Source organism: Pseudomonas sp. TWI628 (assembly GCF_039673865.1).
Taxonomy (GTDB): domain Bacteria; phylum Pseudomonadota; class Gammaproteobacteria; order Pseudomonadales; family Pseudomonadaceae; genus Aquipseudomonas.
The window spans coordinates 114,688-131,980 of the sequence record NZ_JBDJMM010000015.1 but is presented as its reverse complement, the minus strand read 5'-3'; the positions used below and the strand labels follow the sequence as shown (position 1 = coordinate 131,980).

Here is a 17,293-nt window from a genome sequence, read left to right as displayed (position 1 = left end):
AATTTGTGGTTGGGGACCACCGCCATCTGCTGTCAAACAAAGGGTGGCAGCTGTGCACGGGTTGACAGACCGGTCAAATTGAGAAACCCGGCGCACCCGAAGGTGCCCCACGCACAGCCACCATTGAAGGTAGAGCTATGGATTGCAATTTGAGTCGGCCTGTCAAAGCCGGTCGTTGAATGGCAACGACCAAGCGAGACTAGTGGCCAACTCGGAACTGCACAATGGGCGACAGTATCTTTGGGAAATGTCCTACAAGAAAGGGGCAAAATCTGATTTTTTAGCCGTTAGGCGTAACAGCATTTAACTCTTCCAGGCCATGTGATCAGCTGCGCAAGGATTAGCAATACTGAACACCTAGAGGCCTACCGAGGCATTTCGTGCTAAAGGTTGGTCAACAACCCAACCTCGACGTAGGCAAAGAGCTCTGTAGACCTGCAACGCCCTTGTCCGGGGCTCTGCAACCTCTGTCGGCACTGTTCGGCGCACCGCACTTCACATCCGTAGATCGTCCGTCGTGGAAGCCGCCACAAGCGGAACGGGTGTAGTATCATTCTGGCACTACACAGCTATCCAGAAGGGATTCAGATGCAAAAGCTGTTCGAGGGTATCACCTGGAGTGACTGCCTCACCGTCAAGACTGATTGGGTCGAAAAATTCTTCCATCTGATCCCCGAGGTACTGGATCTCAAAGTCAGGGCACACGCTTTGTCCCTGAAATTTTCAGGGAACCGCCAAGAAACACTCGCTTTAGCAAAGTATGTTGGCAACCGGATCCAGCATTACGTTTTCGACAGGAACGAACTCGAAGAGTACGAAGAAAGAGACGAAAACCCTTATCCAATGGCATCAAGCTTCTTCGCAAACACTGACCCTGTGTACGACGGAAAGTATGGAGAACTTATCCTATACTTGTTGGTTGAAGCCATATTCAAAACTCCGATGGTATGTCACAAATTAAGCTTACTCACAAACGTCAAAGATCAAGTCAAAGGTGGAGACGGGATATTTTTTGGCGAAAGGCATAACAACTTATCTATATTAATTGGCGAATCTAAAATATATCAAGACCTCGGCGGCGCCATCGGAAGCTCGCTAGATTCAATTGACCGCTTCAATCAAAACTACCTTCCGAGCTCACTGGATCATGAGCTTTTTATCGCCCGATCCAACATCTCAAAAAATCTCACACTCGATCAGGCGAAGGCCCTGCTTAAAGCGTTTCGACCTGGGACAGACGAATACCAAGCCTGTAACAAAATATTCCCGATCCTCCTCATTTATGATGATAAAACAATTGACAGCATTGAAGAGGAAGCCGTCAATAGAGATCACGCAGAAAAGCTAGTTACGGAGTGGATACATGAACACTCAAAAGAAGCCGTTAAAAACATTAGATCACGACTTCAGAACAAATCCGAGCTACGCAAACTATTCCTAGAATTCTTTTTAATCCCAATGAGCAGTGTCGAAACATTCAAAAAGACACTTTTCAAGCAAATCCATGGAATAGAATTCAAAGAATCGCCAAAACAACCCAGCACTAAGAAGGCAGCTAGGAAGGCAGCTAAATGAATAGCGATACAGAAGCTCTCCCACTCGAAGCCTCTAAGGATGACGGATTCGTAGAGACTTATGACAACTTGCTGAAAAATCTGTTCCTCAGCAAACAGGCTGGAGAAACTGATGGAATCTCTATACCCCATCAAAAGCTTCAACACGCCACATGGCTTGCCTCAATTATTTCGCTGAGCAAGTCTGAAACCTTAAAAAATCTGGCCAACTCCTTTGGCGCACTGTTACACCTCTACGCACCTAACAATCCCACATATCAGAGGGCGTGCTATATTATCCAGTCAAGATCTGGAAACCTACTTTCAAGCAAGCACATCCCTAACATTTTTGAAAACGGCAAATATTTAAACAGCTTTGGCGCTCTCCTTGACCTTGAACTTGGCACAACACGAGGCCGATTAACCCACAGGCTAGAAGGTGCTGGCGAGTTTGTATTCACGGACTACCAGGCAAAGCTTTGGGCAGCAATTCGAAGCGGCGCTAATGTCGCAATTTCCGCCCCTACATCTGCCGGCAAGTCATTCATCATCAGGAGATACATTGTTGAAAAACTAAGAACCAACCCTGAAACAGCAATATTTGTAGTTCCGACCAAAGCGCTGATCAACCAAGTAAGCATGGATTTCAAATCCGACCTCAAAGATCGCGCCCATGTCTACACCACTTATCGCCCTCAAGATGATGGCGATGAAAAATCAACAATCTTTGTATTGACCCCGGAGCGATGCAACAAGCTGCTTCAGGACAAAACCATCAAACCGCCTAAAGTTATCTTCATCGATGAGATCCATAACCTTGAGGCGGAAGGTCGTGGCATGGTGTTTGAAAACTGCCTTTACGGACTAGTGGCAAGATTCCCCCAAAGCCAGTTCATCTTTGCCGGTCCCTTCATTGAGGACATCGTGACACCTCTAAAAGAGCTTTCAGGCTTAGAACTCATAGACGAAACCACAGTTGCAACCCCTGTATTTCAAGTCAAAGCTGCAATAACCTTCTTGTCAAGAAGTTATTCCGCTGAGTATCGGATTTTTAGCCAGACCGGAAACGTAATTTCTGGCGAAACAGTCTTGAACAAAAGACTTTTTTCTAAAGCCAAAAGCAAGAAAGGCCAAGCGATTGCTGCGTTTCTCGGAAACCTAAAACAGGACGAAAGCTGTATTGTTTTTGCACCCGGCAAAGCTACCGCTGAGAAGTGGGCCCTCGAACTACCTCGCTCAACCAGCTCAAGCCGAGAGCATGAGGGTGCGATTGAGGAACTTATCGACTTCTTAGCCGATGAAATACATCCTGATTACTCGCTGATCAGAACACTGCGAAATGGTGTGGCGTTCCACCATGCCGGCCTGCCAGACATTGCCAGGATTGAAATCGAAGAATTGTATTCTAAGGAAGCCATTAGAAATTTAGTATGCACCTCAACACTGCTACAGGGCGTTAACCTTCCTGCAGACAAGCTCATAGTTATCAGCCCTAAAAATGACAGCACACCTTTAACACCTTTTGAGTTCAAGAATCTGATTGGTCGGGCCGGACGTATTAGCACTAACCTCTACGGTGAAGTTTACTGCCTGGAAGTAAAGGACGAAGAGTGGGGCGAAGAAAAGCTGACAAACCATGACAAGACCAAAATCAAAACCAATACAACCGCTATACTCCAGAAACATACTGACTCAGTAATTCGACTCGCTACCGCCACTCGAAATGAAATATTCGAAAATCAAGATGACGGAAAACTATATACAACCATCTGTTACCTTAGACACCTTTTCGTGTCCGACAAAAAACACTTTGATCGACTGCTAGGAACATCACAGATAAGAAGTGATCTCAAAGAAGCATTAGAAGAAAAACTATCCCAGGTAATGGATCAGCTTTCCATACCTATGGAGCTTCTTCGCCAAAACCCATACGTAGACCCACTACTTCAAAATCAGCTTTACCTAGAGATCAAAGAAGATCCATTTTCCTGGATCCCAACCAATCACCCTAATACACGACGACTGCCTCCAGCACCTGACGACATCAGTTTTAAAAATCAAAATTTTTATCAGCAATTTGATGACATTGCACGCAGATTGGATAGAATTTTCCATATAGAGAAAGAAGTTAACTCTAAATTTACAAATCCAGGCGAGTATGTCAGCATCGGAACATTGGTCTACGATGCTTACCAGTGGATGTCTGGAAAGTCACACCGCTTCTTTATCGATAAATTCCTTAACAAAATTTCTCAGAACCCTGACGACTTCTCTAAAGAGGAAGACATTGAGGGCGAGTCAAAAAAACGACCTGTAGACAAAGCGGCTAGACACGTTACCAAGAACATCAGTAGCAATATAACATTTAAACTTGTTAAATACTTCTCACTTTGGTCAGACATAACCAAAGCATGTACATCCGAAGCGACTCATGAAGAGTATGCATACGCCTTAAGCCTTCCGTCCATGATTGAACTCGGAAGCTACGACCCTAGGGTACTTGAGCTCATGTCACTAGGCATAAATAGAAGCATTGCACTAAAACTAAGGAAAGACCTTCCAAAAACTGTAGAAAACGTTGAGGCTTGGCTCCAAAACTACAACACCACCAAACTATCACCTCTGCTTCGCAGATACCTTGAACGCTCAGGACTCACAAGAAGGTATGATGAGTAATCATGCCATCGCTCGTAAAGGGGCTGACTACCAGCCCCTTTAACAGACATAGCTCATTTCAACATATCACCCTGAATATCTTCATTTTGACTGGCACTTGAGACCAGAACATTGCTAACTGTCGACAAAAACGAATCCTTCGAGGCGACAGCATCATCCAGTAGATTCTGCTTATGCAAAGAAACAAACAGAGCTATAGAATATGCTTGGCAGTTAATTGACCTCTCAGGATTAAACTCAATATCAGTAAAGGCCGAGTACGAAAGAATTTCATCAATCATATCTGGCGACTGTTTTTTCAGGGCATTAATATACAACCAATCATAAAAAGCTGTACGCGGCTCAAGGTCCCATTCCGTCCCATAGAAGCTAAACTTTACCAACCTACCTGAGCTTTTTATTCTCTCATCGAGTTTTGCCTCACGAGATGTCTTGCCAAATAAATCCTTGAAGGGGCCGCCCCTTTCAAAAACTTTACTACCTTGAAAAGCACACTCCACACTCATCGTGAAATTTTGTTTCAGGGTTGTGAAACTCAAGTTAAAAGCGCTCAGTTCGACACCCAACTTCTCCTTGGACTTACTTGAAACCTCCAATATTTTACCGATAGTTGGCATGACTTCCTTAGCAGCGGCGTGCAGCGAGTCAATCGACCGCTGCTTCTGAGCTACAGACATGCCAGGATACCATTTGAACTCGACGGAGGTAGTCCTAGCAAGGGTCTTTGCCCCTGGTGTTGGTATGAATACTGGTCTGGATGCCATCAATACAACCTTACGTATGGGCGAGAAGCGAAAAATCCACCGTTGGTGTTTTCAACTATCAACTGTCGATTACCACAAATGGCTGCATGGTTGTCTCGAGCAAGTCGACTATTGAATGCCACCCCAAAAATCAAATCTTGTGCAATCTTATCAAAGACTAGCACTTCGGCCTGAGGATCTGTAGGGTCGAACGTCTTGAGTTTTTGCTGTTGACGGGTGTCCACCCCCTCGATCTCGTCAAACATGCCTTGGAAAGCTGTCAGCATTCGTAGGTTATCGAGTGACTGTTGAGACATCACGTTGGTAGCAGCATTTCGCTGACAGAAGCCACAATCTTTAGTCCACAGCACTGAGGGGTCTATCCCAAGCACCACCCACTCTGTGTTTGGAACCTGGCGATACTTGTAAAACATCTGATAATTGGGAAAGCCGATGGATAGTGACGTGCCATCGAGATGACCATCAAGGCGAAGTTCGTCGTTGATGACTGGACGGGTGCGTAGGGTGCCATGCTCGCTAACCGGACAGAGACCGTGCTGCAGGATCGAAACAAGGTTGGTGAGCCGGGTGAAGTGAAGCAAGTAAGGAATTGCACGTTCCTGGCTGTAGGCTTGTATTTCGGGTCTTGGCATGGCGGTACTTTCACGGTTATGTGGGATACCTCAAGCCTAGTCAAGCGAAACGGATTCGTAGTGGCTCAACGACACTATCTATGTAACAAAATGAGACTGCAACGGCGCTCACTGTTTTCCAGCGCCTGGTCATTTACAGTACACAATCCAGAGCTCATCAACCCGCGTCATAAAGCTCTGCCCTATCATCTCGCGGTGCATCTACCTGGTTGGCTTGGCGAGGTGTGGAGTCGGTGCCGCATCGGCTGGAACAGGTGAGTAAGGCTTAAGATTGCCGGGGCTGCTTTGCAGCCCATCGCCGGCAAGCGCGGCTCCCACAAGGTCCGCGCTGCGCTCAGGCCTGCGGAGATCCTGTGGGAGCGGGTTTACCCGCGAAGAGGCCGGCAGCTACCCCGCATAGCCCAGCAAGTACAGCAGTCCGGTCAGGGTCACCAACGAGGCCACGGTCGACAACAGGATCGTCCGCGAAATCAGCCCCGCCTCACGGTTGTAGTACTCCGCCAGCATGAACGGCCCGGTGCCGGTCGGCAGCGCCGCCAGCAACACCGCCGACGCCGCCCACATGGTCGGCAGGCTGAACACCTTGAACGCCAATACCCAGGTCAACGCCGGCTGACCGATCAGCTTCAGCGCCACCAGCGGCCACGGGCTGGCCTGCGAACCGGTACGCTTCTCGGCCAGGAATGCCCCCAGCGAGATCAATGCACAGGGCGTGGTCGCCAGCGCCAGCATTTCGAGGAAATGCATCACTGGCTCAGCCAATCCCAACCCGCCCATGGCCCACCCCGCCCCCGCCAGCGGCGAAATCACCAGCGGGTTCTTCGCCAGCGCCTTGCTCACCAGCAAGATGGCACGGCCAATCTGCCGCTCCTCCTGCAGGCCGATCTCGATCAGCGTCAGGGAAATCGCGAACACCAGGCAGACCACGATCAACGACGAGATCAGCGCCGGCTGCAGGCCCGGCTGGCCGAACAGCAGCAGGCACAGCGGTATGCCGATGTAGCCGGTATTGGCATAACCGGCACTGAGCCCGTCGATGCTCGCCGCCACCAGGCCGTAGCCGCTGTGCAGGCTCCAGGCCAGGGTCACGACGAACATTGCCAGCGCGCCGGCGCCGAAGGCGACAATGAAACCCGGGTGCCAGATCTCGCTCCAGGTCGCCGTGGCGGTGACCTTGAACAGCAGCGCCGGCAGGCACAGCCAGACCACCATCTTGTTGATCTCGGCAGCGGCTTTGTCACCGAGCTTGTTGGTCTTGCGGCACAGGAAGCCGACCAGGATCAGGGCGAAGATCGGCGCGACGATGACGAAGATCGTGTGCATATCAGGCCTTGCCTGCCGCTGGTGCCGTCATGCGGTTGCCCAAGCGGCTCAGCCATACCGAGGCGAGGATGATCGCGCCACCGAGGAACAACCGGCCCAGCGGTTCGTCGCGGTTCCAGATCAGCAGGTTCAGCAGCAGCCCTACCGGCACATGCAGGTTGTTCATCACCGCCAGCGTGGCGCCAGAGACCAGGCACGCGCCCTTGTTCCACCAGTACAGGCCCAAGGCTGTCGGGCACAGGCCGAGGAACAGCAGCACCGCCCACTGCACGTTGGTGCTTGGCAAGTGCTGGGCATTGCCGAACAGCAGGAACGCCGGAAGCACCACGATCAGCGCGCCTAGGTAGAAGTAACCGAACCGCTTGTAGTGCGGCAGGTCGCTGGGGTTGCGGGCGACCAGGTGGCGGTACAGCACCTGGCCGGCGGCGTAGGTGAAGTTGGCCAGTTGCAGCAGCAGGAAGCCGATGAAGAAGTCGCCGCTGATGCTGTCGAAGCGGATCACCCCGGCCCCCGCCACGGCCACCAGGGCGGCGAGCAGCGCCCAGGGGTTGAAGCGCCGGTTCAGGGCGTCTTCGATCAAGGTCACGTGCAACGGCGTGAGAATGGTGAACAGCAGTACCTCGGGCACGGTCAGCACACGGAAGCTCAGGTACAGGCAAACGTAGGTGATGCCGTATTGCAGCGCGCCGATCAGCAGCATCGAGCGCAGGAAGCGCGGCGCGACCTGGCGCCAGCGGGTCAGCGGCAGGAATACCAGGCCCGCCAGCACCACGCGGGCGAGCACGGCGAAGTAGCTGTCGACGTGCCCGGCCAGGTACTCGCCGATCAGGCTGAAGGAAAACGCCTGGATCAGCGCGACGATTATCAGGTAGCCCATGGTTGCCTCTCGTGGATCAAGGGCGCGACCTTAGCGGGTTGCGCCGAATCAGTTCAACCATGAGGAATGTGGGGCCGAAATAAAAAAACCCGGCCATCAGGCCGGGCAGGTACACCCAAAGGAGCAAAAACAGGTGTCAGGGATGGGAATTCGTTGAACCTCAGGCCACCGCAGCCAGCTTGGCCTTGGCCTGGTTCAGGCCCTTTTCGTGGAACTCGCCACTCATGTTCAGGCCTTCGGCATGGATGAAGTCGACGTCGTGAATACCGATGAAGGCCATCACCTGGCGCAGGTACGGTTCCTGGTGGTCGCTGGTGGCACCGGCATGGATGCCGCCACGGGCAGTCAGGACAATGGCGCGCTTGCCGGTGAGCAGGCCTTGCGGGCCGGTCGGGGTGTATTTGAAGGTGATGCCGGCACGCAGTACGTGGTCCAGCCAGGCCTTGAGGGTGCTGGGGATGGTGAAGTTGTACATCGGTGCGGCCATCACCAGCACGTCGGCTGCCAGCACTTCATCGGTCAGCTCGTTGGAACGGGCCAGGGCCTCCAGTTCGGCGGCGCTGCGCTGTTCTTCAGGCTTCATCCAGCCGCCCAGCAGGTTGGCATCCAGGTGCGGCACCGGGTTCACCGCCAGGTCACGTACCGTGATCACGTCGGCCGGGTGCGCCGCTTGCCACTGCTGGATGAAGTCGCGAGTCAGTTGACGGGAAACGGAATCCTGCTGGCGGGCGCTGCTTTCGATGATCAGTACGTGGGACATGGGGTGCCTCCATCGGCAAAAAGGGTTGCGATTCGATGGAGGTGAGATTAAGGCTTGACCTATCGATAAAAAAGCGTAAAAAGTGGGTTCAATCTATCGATTAATCAGTTTTATTGCGCTTTGCAGTCCAGCGCGATACGCAGCTTGATGATCTGCCGATTGAAATTCGCCGTCACATCGACGCTTTTACCGGCCGGCACGTTGACCCGGCGCACTCGCGGCGCCTCGGGCCCGTTGCGGAATGTCACCTTGCAGGCCGCCGGCACTTGCCCATAGTTGTTCAGGGTAATGGAGCCGATATCGTAGGCCGTGTCGTAGGTGGTGTAGTCCAGCTTGACCCCGGTCAGGTCCTTCTCCACGTCGATGGGGTAAGCCATGGCCCCAAGGGGCAGGCACATCAAAATTGCCGCACAACATTTCTTCATGGGGCGCTCTCCTTGAAAGAGCGCAGCTTAGGACAACAGGAGCCAAACATGAAAGCGCCGCGCGTGACCCTGGATCAGTGGCGGACCTTGCAGGCAGTGGTCGACCATGGCGGGTTTGCCCAGGCCGCCGAAGCCCTGCACCGCTCGCAATCGTCGGTCAGCTACACCGTGGCACGCATGCAGGAGCAACTGGGGGTGCCGCTGCTGCGCATCGATGGCCGCAAGGCCGTGCTGACCGAGGCCGGCAGTGTGCTGCTGCGCCGTTCGCGGCACCTGGTCAAGCAGGCCAGCCAGCTGGAAGACCTGGCGCACCACATGGAGCAAGGTTGGGAGGCCGAGGTGCGCCTGGTGGTCGATGCCGCCTACCCCAGCGCCCGCCTGGTGCGTGCCCTGGCGGCGTTCATGCCGCAGAGCCGTGGTTGCCGGGTGCGCCTGCGTGAAGAAGTGCTGTCCGGCGTCGAGGAGGTGATGCACGAAGGCATCGCCGACCTCGCGATCAGCAGCTACAGCATCGGCGGCTACCTGGGCACCGAATTGAGCTCGGTGGAGTTCGTTGCCGTCGCCCACCCCGAGCACAGCCTGCACCGCCTGGGCCGTGAGATCACCTTCCAGGACCTGGAAAGCCAGCTGCAGGTGGTGATCCGCGACTCCGGCCGCGCCCAGCCACGCGATGTCGGCTGGCTTGGCGCCGAGCAGCGCTGGACGGTCGGCAGCCTGGGCACCGCCGCCACCTTCGTCGGCAGCGGCCTGGGCTTTGCCTGGTTGCCGCGGCACATGATCGAGCGTGAGCTGCTCGACGGCGTGCTCAAGCCGTTGCCGCTCGATCAGGGTGGCAGCCGCCACCCACTGTTCTACCTTTATTCGAGCAAAGAGAAGACCCTGGGCCCGGCTACGCAGATTCTCATCGACCTGCTGCGCAATTTCGACACCGCGCCACTGGACGTGCCCTTCGCAGCCCCCCCACAAGCCTGAGAGGACCGCGCCCATGGCCTATTTCGAACATGAAGGATGCTCGCTGCATTATCAGGAATACGGCCAGGGCGAACCCTTGGTGCTGCTGCACGGCCTGGGCTCCAGCAGCCAGGACTGGGAGCTGCAGATTCCCGAGCTGAGCCGCCACTACCGGGTGATCCTCATGGACATCCGCGGCCACGGCCGCTCCGACAAGCCCCGCGACGGTTACCACATCGCCACCTTCAGCGAAGACCTGCTGGCCCTGCTCGAACACCTGCAGACCGGCCCGGTGCACTTTGTCGGCCTGTCCATGGGTGGCATGGTCGGTTTCCAGTTCGCCGTGGACCACCCGCACTGGCTGCGCAGCCTGTGCATCGTCAATAGCGCCCCGGAGGTCAAGCGCCGCACCCGCAGCGACTGGCTATGGTGGCTCAAGCGCTGGGGCCTGGCGCGCATCCTCAGCGTCGAGACGGTCGGCCAGGGCCTGGCCGCCAGGCTGTTCCCCAAGCCCGGGCAAGCCGACCTGCGCAAGAAGATGGCCGAACGCTGGGCACGCAACGACAAGCGCGCCTACCTCAAGAGCTTCGACGCCATCGTCGACTGGGGCGTGCAGGAACGCATCGGGCAGATCCACTGTCCCACGCTGGTGATTGCCGCCGACCACGATTACACCCCGATACACCTGAAGGAGCGCTACGTCGCCCTGATGCCCCACGCCAGGCTGGTAGTCATCGACGATTCCCGGCACGCTACCCCCCTCGATCAACCCGAGGTCTTCAACCAGACCCTGTTGCAGTTCCTCGCAGCCGCTTCCACCTCTCAAGGATCATTGAGCCCATGCTGAAAAAACTCCTGCTCACCGCCTGCTCGGTCGCCTTCGCCACCAGCGTCATGGCTTCCGACAAGACCCCGCACGTACTGCTGGACACCAGCTTCGGCCAGGTCGAAATCGAGCTCAACGCCGAGAAGGCGCCGGTCAGTACCAAGAACTTTCTGGCGTACGTTGACAGCGGCTTCTACAACAACACCATCTTCCACCGCGTGATCCCGGGTTTCATGGTCCAGGGCGGCGGTTTTACTGAGCAGATGGTGCAGAAAGACACCAAGGACCCGATCAAGAACGAGGCCAGCAACGGCCTGCAGAACACCCGCGGCACCCTGGCCATGGCGCGCACGTCCAACCCGAACTCGGCCACCAGCCAGTTCTTCATCAACGTGGCCGACAACGACTTCCTCAACCCGGGGCGCGACGCCGGTTACGCCGTGTTCGGCAAAGTGACCAAGGGCATGGAGGTGGTCGACCAGATCGTCAACTCGCCAACGACCGTGAAGAAAGGCATGCGCGACGTGCCGACCGACCCGGTGTTCATCAAGTCCGCCAAACGCATCGACTGACCACAGGTTTCACAGGGACGTGAAACCTTCCGGGGTCGGGTAGCACAGGAGTCTTGTCACCCATGCTGTACCGCCGTTTCGAGCAACTGATCGACATCTTCCGCGACGCGCCCAGCGAGTCGCCGCCCGGCCAGGTCTGGCCGTTTTATCTGTACTACCTGCGCCAGGTGTGGCCGAGCTTTCTCGCCCTGCTGGTGGTGGGCCTGTTCGCCTCGCTGATCGAGGTGGCGATGTTCAGCTACCTGAGCCGCATCATCGACCTGGCCCAGGGCACGCCCAACGCCAACTTCTTCAGCGAGCACAGCGGCGAACTGATCTGGATGCTGGTGGTGATCCTGCTGCTGCGGCCGGTATTCTTCGGCCTGCACGACCTGCTGGTGCACCAGACCATCAACCCCGGCATGACCAGCCTGATCCGCTGGCAGAACCACACCTATGTGCTCAAGCAGAGCCTGAACTTCTTCCAGAGCGACTTCGCCGGGCGCATCGCCCAACGCATCATGCAGACCGGCAACTCGCTGCGCGACTCCGCCGTGCAGGCAGTGGATGCGCTGTGGCACGTGCTGATCTACGCCATCACCTCGCTGGTGCTGTTCGCCGAGGCCGACTGGCGCCTGATGCTGCCGCTGCTTGTGTGGATCGTCGGCTACATCGCCGCGCTGTACTACTTCGTGCCACGGGTGAAGGAACGTTCGGTGATTTCCTCCGATGCCCGCTCCAAACTGATGGGGCGGATCGTCGATGGCTACACCAACATCGCCACCCTCAAGCTGTTCGCCCACACCGACTACGAACAGCAGTACGCCCGCGAAGCGATCCGCGAACAGACCGAGAAAACCCAGCTGGCCTCCCGCGTGGTCACCAGCATGGACGTGGTCATCACCACCCTGAATGGCCTGCTGGTCGTCGCTACCACCGGCTTGGCGCTGTGGCTGTGGAGCCAGTCGCTGATCACCGTCGGTGCCATCGCCCTGGCTACCGGCCTGGTGATCCGCATCGTCAACATGTCGGGCTGGATCATGTGGGTGGTCAACGGCATCTTCGAAAACATCGGCATGGTCCAGGACGGCCTGCAGACCATCGCCCAGCCGGTCACCGTCACCGACAAGCCCCAGGCGCCGCCACTCAAGGTCAGCCGCGGGGCGGTACGCTTCATTGATGTGGACTTCCACTATGGCAAGGCCGCCAACGTGATCGAAGGGCTCAACCTGGACATCCGCCCGGGCGAGAAGATCGGCCTGATCGGCCCGTCCGGCGCGGGCAAGTCAACCCTGGTCAACCTGCTGCTGCGCCTGTACGACGTGCAGGGCGGGCGCATCCTGATCGACGGCCAGGACATCGCCGAGGTCAGCCAGGCCAGCCTGCGTGCACAGATCGGCATGATCACCCAGGACACCTCGCTGCTGCACCGTTCGATCCGCGACAACCTGCTGTATGGCCGCCCCGGCGCCAGTGAAGCGGCGCTGCACGAAGCCGTGCGCCGGGCGCGGGCCGACGAGTTCATTCCGCAGTTGTCGGATGCCCAGGGCCGCACCGGCTTCGATGCCCATGTTGGCGAACGTGGCGTGAAACTGTCAGGCGGCCAGCGCCAGCGCATCGCGATTGCCCGGGTGCTGCTGAAGAATGCGCCGATCCTGATCATGGACGAAGCGACGTCGGCGCTGGACTCGGAAGTTGAAGCGGCAATCCAGGAAAGCCTGGAGACGCTGATGCAAGGCAAGACGGTGATCGCCATTGCCCACCGGCTGTCCACCATCGCCCGCATGGACCGCCTGGTGGTGCTGGACAAAGGGCGGATCGTCGAGAGTGGCAGCCACAGTGAGCTGCTGGAACAGCGGGGGCTGTATGCCCGCTTGTGGCATCACCAGACCGGGGGCTTTGTCGGGGTCGACTGAGCCCTGTTCCGGCCCTATCGCCAGCTTGCCGGCGATAGGGTCAGACATCTCAATCCTTGCGGTAAGGCAACATCCCCTTGGCCTCTTCGGCATACCCCCGCACCCCTTCCCGCTCCTGTTGCAGAAAATCCTCCACCGCCCGCCGCAACCCCGGATGCAGCAGGTAATGCCACGACCGCGTCAGCACCGGCTCGAAGCCGCGAATCAGCTTGTGCTCACCCTGCGCCCCGGCGTCGAAACGCTGCAGCCCTTCGGCAATCGCAAAGTCCATGCCCTGGTAGAAGCAGGTCTCGAAATGCAGCCGGTCGAACTCATCCAGGCAGCCCCAGTAACGGCCAAACAGGCTGTCGCCCCCAATCAGGCTCAAGGCCATGGCCACATCACGCCCGCCCTGGCGCGCCATCACCACCCGCACCGCCTCGGGCATGCGCTCGGCCAGCAGGCTGAAGAACTCCCGTGTCAGATAAGGTGAACGCCTGCGCACCGCATAGGTATTGGCATAGCAAAGGAACACAAAATCCCACTGCGCCTCGTCCAGCTGGTCGCCGCGATACCAGCGGAAATCGATGCCCTGCCCCGCCACCTGCTCACGCTCCTTGCGCATCTGCTTGCGCTTGCGTGAGCTGAGGCTGTCGAGAAAGTCCTGGAAGTCGCGATAACCGTGGTTGCGCCAGTGGAACTGGCAGCCCAGGCGCTCCATCCAGCCCGGCAGGCCGGCCATCTGCGCATCCAGCTGCGGGTCGGTGAAATTGATGTGCGCCCCGGACAAGCCACCTTTACCCAGGTACTCGGGCAACGCCTGCAGCATCAGCAGGCCATCGGCAGGGTCGGCCGCCAGCAGGCGCGGCCCGCTGACCGGGCTGAACGGCACGGCACCGAGCAATTTGGGGTAGTAGGCGATGCCGGCACGCTCGCAGGCATCGGCCCAACCGTAATCGAACACGTACTCGCCATACGAATGCCATTTGCGATACGCCGGCAGCAGCGCACGCACCTGCCCGTCACGCTCCAGCACCAGGTGTTCGGCTGCCCAACCGGTGTTGCGGGCAACACTGCCGCTGTCTTCCATGGCACTGAGAAAGGCATGGCGCAGGAACGGTTGGCCAGGGGGGACCAGGGCATCCCAGGTCGCCGCTGGCAGGTCACGCAGATGGGCAAGGCTGTAGAGACTGGTCACGTTTTCGACTCGCTGTGCAAGGCCATCAGTATCAGCCAACAGAGGCCTGTCGCTCAAATGAGGATCGGCCCGTTTCGCCGTTCATTCTCAATTACTTAACAGCAGTGCCACTAATCAGACATTAATCTGTCATTGCCCCCCGCAATACTTGCGCCTGTTTTCCGGAACCCTAGAACCTGTCTAGTCAGGCCCTTTCCGAAGACATGCCAACATGGGGGTGGGCGCTGAGCCTCCCCAAATTTTTCAAGTAGGGAGAACCTTATGCGTCTTGTTTCTACACTTACCGGAGTGAGCCTCACCGGCATGATGCTGGCTCTGAGTACTCCGGCCAGTGCGGCCGTCGACGCCAAGCTGCTCGAAATGCTCCGCGCCAATGGCTCGATCAACCAGGCGCAGTACACCGAACTGCAAGGCGAACTGGCAAAAGAAACCAAGGAAAAGGCCGACCAGAAAGCTCAGTCCGAACGTATGAGCTCTTTCGAACAAAAAGTGGCATGGGCCGCCAAGACCCAGATCAAGGGTGATGTCCGCCTGCGTTACGAAGACGTCAACGTCGACAACCCGATCGCCCGCAGCGGCAACCAGGACCGCGAACGCGTCCGTGCCCGCGTCGGCTTCTACAGCGAGATCAACCCACAGGTCGACGCTGGCGTGCGCGTGGCCACCGGCAGCAGCTCCGATGCCCGCTCGACCAACCAGAGCCTGGACAACTACTTCGACAAGAAGCAGCTGTGGGTCGACCTGGCCTACCTCGACTGGCACCCGACTGCCGTGCCTAACCTGCACCTGATCGGCGGCAAGATGATGCAGCCATGGGTGAGCATGGGCGACATCATCTGGGACAGCGACATCAACCCGGAAGGCGTGGCGCTCACCTACAAGACCAACGCCGGCCCGGCCGAAGTGTTCGGCAGCATCGGCCACTACAACCTGAAGGACAACGTCGACGGCGATGGCGTGCAGTACAAGCACGATGCACAGCTGTACGCTGCCCAGTTGGGTACCAAGTTCAACGCGGCTGACACCGTCAAGGTCACCGTCGGTGCCAGTATCTATGGCTACGACAACGACAAATCCTCGGCTGTCCTGGCTTCGCTGGGCAACACCACCAACGAGTTCCAGCTCGTGGAAGGTTTCGGCCAGCTCGATTTCACCGGTTTCGCCATCCCGCTGTCGACTTACGGCCAGTACGTCAAGAACACCGAAAGCACCGATGGCAAGGACACCGCCTGGCTGGCAGGCCTGAAGTCCAAGATCGGCGCCTGGAGCCTGGACTACAACTACCGCGACGTACAGCGTAACGGTGTAGTCAGCCTGTTCACCGACTCTGACTTCGGCAACGGTTTCACCGGTTCGCGCGGTCATAAATTCAAGGTCGGCTATGAAATCGACAAGAACTTCGGCGTCGGCGCGGCCTACATGATGGCCAAGACCGACTACTCCAACCTGCCTGACAGCAATGCCAGCGTAGACACCCTGCAGGTGGACCTGGAAGCCAAGTTCTAAGCTGCAAGCTCTTCTGCTTCACTCTGAGGCGGGAAATGCCGACCCCATCCGGCGTTTCCCGCCTTTTTTTGCCTGCCAGAAATGCATCCGGCCCTATCGCCGACAAGCAGGCGATAGGGCCGGTACAGTTACTACGAGAATCAGCGTTTACGCAGAATCACACTACCAATCGAGTATCCCGCACCAAACGAGCTCAAGACACCCAGCGACCCTTCGGCCAGGTCATCCTGGTACAGGTGGAAGGCAATCACCGAGCCCGCCGAACTGGTGTTGGCATATCGGTCGAGAATCACCGGTGCCTCTTGCTCGCTCACTTCACGCCCCATCAGCTTCTTGACGATCAGGTGGTTCATGCTCAGGTTGGCCTGGTGCAGCCAGAAGCGCTTGACGTCGGACGGCTGCAGGTTGTTTTCGCCCAGGTGCTTGCCGATCAGTTCGGCGACCATCGGGCACACTTCGCGGAACACCTTGCGCCCTTCTTGCACGAACAGTTTGTCTGGCGCGCCGATACCCTCTTCCGCCGCACGGTTGAGGAAGCCGAAGTTGTTGCGGATGTTATTGGAGAACGCGGTCTGCAGCTTGGTGCCCACGATGTCGAACTGGTGCACCGACGTGGCTTTGTCGGCACGCTCGACCAGCACCGCCGTGGCGGCGTCACCAAAGATGAAGTGGCTGTCGCGGTCGCGGAAGTTCAGGTGCCCCGTGCAGATTTCCGGGCTGACCACCAGCAGTGCGCGGGCCTGGCCCAGTTGCACGCTGTTGGCAGCGGTCTGGATACCGAAGGTGGCCGACGAGCAGGCCACGTTCATGTCGAAGGCGAAGCCGTCGATGCCCAGTGCCTCTTGCACTTCGATGGCGATGGCCGGGTAAGGGCGCTGCAGGTTGGAGCAGGCGACGATCACCCCGTCTACATCCGCCGGAGTACGACCGGCGCGTTCCAGTGCCTGGCGTGCAGCGGCCACGCCCATTTCGCAGAGGATCGACGGCTCGTCATTGGAACGCTCCGGCAGGCGCGGCTTCATGCGCTGCGGGTCAAGGATACCGGCCTTGTCCATGACGAACCGGCTCTTGATACCCGAGGCCTTTTCGATGAAGGCAGCGTCGGACACAGGGGCTGCTTCGATTTCGCCACGCTCGATGGCGGCAGCGTTGTCCTGGTTGTACTGTTGCGACCAGGCGTTGAAGGAGGCCACCAGTTCTTCGTTGGAAATGCTCTGGGCCGGGGTATACAGGCCGGTGCCGCTGATCACGACGTTATGCACGATTGATCCTCTGCTCAAAGGCCATCGCCACGAGGCGCTGGCCGGAAATATGACAGAATAATGGCACTTTAGTACCAGTTTTACGGCGAGGGCT

At 57.1% G+C, this 17,293-nt stretch carries 15 protein-coding genes; 7 read left to right on the top strand and 8 right to left on the bottom strand.

Annotation, left to right across the window (positions count from 1 at the left end; genetic code table 11):
* Positions 1 to 588 precede the first annotated feature (588 nt).
* Both ABE528_RS13885 and ABE528_RS13880 read left to right on the top strand, forming a co-directional pair.
* Positions 589 to 1,575, top strand: a complete 987-nt coding sequence (locus ABE528_RS13885) for a DUF1837 domain-containing protein (RefSeq protein ID WP_346653268.1) — start codon at positions 589 to 591, stop codon at positions 1,573 to 1,575.
* Positions 1,572 to 4,229, top strand: a complete 2,658-nt coding sequence (locus ABE528_RS13880) for a DEAD/DEAH box helicase (RefSeq protein WP_346653267.1) — start codon at positions 1,572 to 1,574, stop codon at positions 4,227 to 4,229. The genes ABE528_RS13885 and ABE528_RS13880 overlap by 4 nt, the downstream gene beginning before the upstream one ends.
* Before the next feature lie 53 nt (positions 4,230 to 4,282).
* Here ABE528_RS13880 and ABE528_RS13875 read toward each other — a convergent pair whose 3' ends face one another.
* From ABE528_RS13875 to ABE528_RS13850, 6 genes are all read right to left on the bottom strand, one after another.
* Positions 4,283 to 4,906, bottom strand: a complete 624-nt coding sequence (locus tag ABE528_RS13875) for a hypothetical protein (protein ID WP_346653266.1) — start codon at positions 4,904 to 4,906, stop codon at positions 4,283 to 4,285.
* An 86-nt stretch (positions 4,907 to 4,992) separates the two neighbouring features.
* The gene (locus ABE528_RS13870; RefSeq protein ID WP_346653265.1) at positions 4,993 to 5,625 is read right to left on the bottom strand and encodes a DarT ssDNA thymidine ADP-ribosyltransferase family protein; all 633 of its coding nucleotides are present in this window, start codon (positions 5,623 to 5,625) and stop codon (positions 4,993 to 4,995) included.
* Positions 5,626 to 6,012: 387 nt separating this feature from the next.
* The gene (locus tag ABE528_RS13865; protein WP_346653264.1) at positions 6,013 to 6,948 is read right to left on the bottom strand and encodes an AEC family transporter; all 936 of its coding nucleotides are present in this window, start codon (positions 6,946 to 6,948) and stop codon (positions 6,013 to 6,015) included.
* A 1-nt stretch (position 6,949) separates the two neighbouring features.
* Positions 6,950 to 7,825 (bottom strand): carboxylate/amino acid/amine transporter, encoded by an 876-nt coding sequence (locus tag ABE528_RS13860; RefSeq protein WP_346653263.1) that lies wholly within the window; start codon positions 7,823 to 7,825, stop codon positions 6,950 to 6,952.
* A 160-nt stretch (positions 7,826 to 7,985) separates the two neighbouring features.
* Complete coding sequence (locus tag ABE528_RS13855; protein WP_346653262.1) at positions 7,986 to 8,585, bottom strand: FMN-dependent NADH-azoreductase; 600 nt, start codon at positions 8,583 to 8,585, stop codon at positions 7,986 to 7,988.
* Positions 8,586 to 8,695: 110 nt separating this feature from the next.
* Positions 8,696 to 9,010, bottom strand: a complete 315-nt coding sequence (locus ABE528_RS13850) for a 3-phosphoglycerate kinase (RefSeq protein WP_152953954.1) — start codon at positions 9,008 to 9,010, stop codon at positions 8,696 to 8,698.
* A 48-nt stretch (positions 9,011 to 9,058) separates the two neighbouring features.
* On the opposite strand from ABE528_RS13850, the gene ABE528_RS13845 reads away from it, so the two are divergent.
* From ABE528_RS13845 to ABE528_RS13830, 4 genes are all read left to right on the top strand, one after another.
* A complete protein-coding gene (locus tag ABE528_RS13845) occupies positions 9,059 to 9,982 on the top strand; it encodes a LysR family transcriptional regulator (RefSeq protein ID WP_152953955.1) in 924 nt (307 codons plus the stop codon).
* 13 nt (positions 9,983 to 9,995) lie between these two features.
* A complete protein-coding gene (locus ABE528_RS13840) occupies positions 9,996 to 10,808 on the top strand; it encodes an alpha/beta hydrolase (protein WP_346653261.1) in 813 nt (270 codons plus the stop codon).
* Positions 10,802 to 11,359 carry a peptidylprolyl isomerase gene (locus tag ABE528_RS13835; protein WP_152953957.1) on the top strand — a complete coding sequence of 186 codons (558 nt, stop codon included), beginning with the start codon at positions 10,802 to 10,804 and terminating at the stop codon, positions 11,357 to 11,359. Before ABE528_RS13840 ends, ABE528_RS13835 begins: the two co-directional genes overlap by 7 nt.
* A gap of 62 nt (positions 11,360 to 11,421) precedes the next feature.
* The gene (locus ABE528_RS13830; protein ID WP_152953958.1) at positions 11,422 to 13,254 is read left to right on the top strand and encodes an ABC transporter ATP-binding protein; all 1,833 of its coding nucleotides are present in this window, start codon (positions 11,422 to 11,424) and stop codon (positions 13,252 to 13,254) included.
* Positions 13,255 to 13,303: 49 nt separating this feature from the next.
* Here ABE528_RS13830 and ABE528_RS13825 read toward each other — a convergent pair whose 3' ends face one another.
* On the bottom strand, positions 13,304 to 14,431 hold the full coding sequence (locus ABE528_RS13825; protein WP_346653260.1) for a GNAT family N-acetyltransferase: 1,128 nt from the start codon (positions 14,429 to 14,431) through the stop codon (positions 13,304 to 13,306).
* Between the two features lie 261 nt (positions 14,432 to 14,692).
* On the opposite strand from ABE528_RS13825, the gene ABE528_RS13820 reads away from it, so the two are divergent.
* Complete coding sequence (locus ABE528_RS13820; RefSeq protein WP_152953959.1) at positions 14,693 to 15,937, top strand: putative porin; 1,245 nt, start codon at positions 14,693 to 14,695, stop codon at positions 15,935 to 15,937.
* Between the two features lie 140 nt (positions 15,938 to 16,077).
* Here the strand turns inward: ABE528_RS13820 and ABE528_RS13815 are convergent, their stop codons facing one another.
* A complete protein-coding gene (locus ABE528_RS13815; RefSeq protein ID WP_346653259.1) occupies positions 16,078 to 17,199 on the bottom strand; it encodes a beta-ketoacyl-ACP synthase III in 1,122 nt (373 codons plus the stop codon).
* Positions 17,200 to 17,293 lie beyond the last annotated feature (94 nt).

Coding starts and splice junctions, on each gene's coding strand:
- ABE528_RS13885 (WP_346653268.1), top strand. CDS start 589: ATGCAAAAGCTGTTCGAGGGTATCACCTGGAGTGACTGCCTCACCGTC.
- ABE528_RS13880 (WP_346653267.1), top strand. CDS start 1,572: ATGAATAGCGATACAGAAGCTCTCCCACTCGAAGCCTCTAAGGATGAC.
- ABE528_RS13875 (WP_346653266.1), bottom strand. CDS start 4,906: ATGTCTGTAGCTCAGAAGCAGCGGTCGATTGACTCGCTGCACGCCGCT.
- ABE528_RS13870 (WP_346653265.1), bottom strand. CDS start 5,625: ATGCCAAGACCCGAAATACAAGCCTACAGCCAGGAACGTGCAATTCCT.
- ABE528_RS13865 (WP_346653264.1), bottom strand. CDS start 6,948: ATGCACACGATCTTCGTCATCGTCGCGCCGATCTTCGCCCTGATCCTG.
- ABE528_RS13860 (WP_346653263.1), bottom strand. CDS start 7,825: ATGGGCTACCTGATAATCGTCGCGCTGATCCAGGCGTTTTCCTTCAGC.
- ABE528_RS13855 (WP_346653262.1), bottom strand. CDS start 8,585: ATGTCCCACGTACTGATCATCGAAAGCAGCGCCCGCCAGCAGGATTCC.
- ABE528_RS13850 (WP_152953954.1), bottom strand. CDS start 9,010: ATGAAGAAATGTTGTGCGGCAATTTTGATGTGCCTGCCCCTTGGGGCC.
- ABE528_RS13845 (WP_152953955.1), top strand. CDS start 9,059: ATGAAAGCGCCGCGCGTGACCCTGGATCAGTGGCGGACCTTGCAGGCA.
- ABE528_RS13840 (WP_346653261.1), top strand. CDS start 9,996: ATGGCCTATTTCGAACATGAAGGATGCTCGCTGCATTATCAGGAATAC.
- ABE528_RS13835 (WP_152953957.1), top strand. CDS start 10,802: ATGCTGAAAAAACTCCTGCTCACCGCCTGCTCGGTCGCCTTCGCCACC.
- ABE528_RS13830 (WP_152953958.1), top strand. CDS start 11,422: ATGCTGTACCGCCGTTTCGAGCAACTGATCGACATCTTCCGCGACGCG.
- ABE528_RS13820 (WP_152953959.1), top strand. CDS start 14,693: ATGCGTCTTGTTTCTACACTTACCGGAGTGAGCCTCACCGGCATGATG.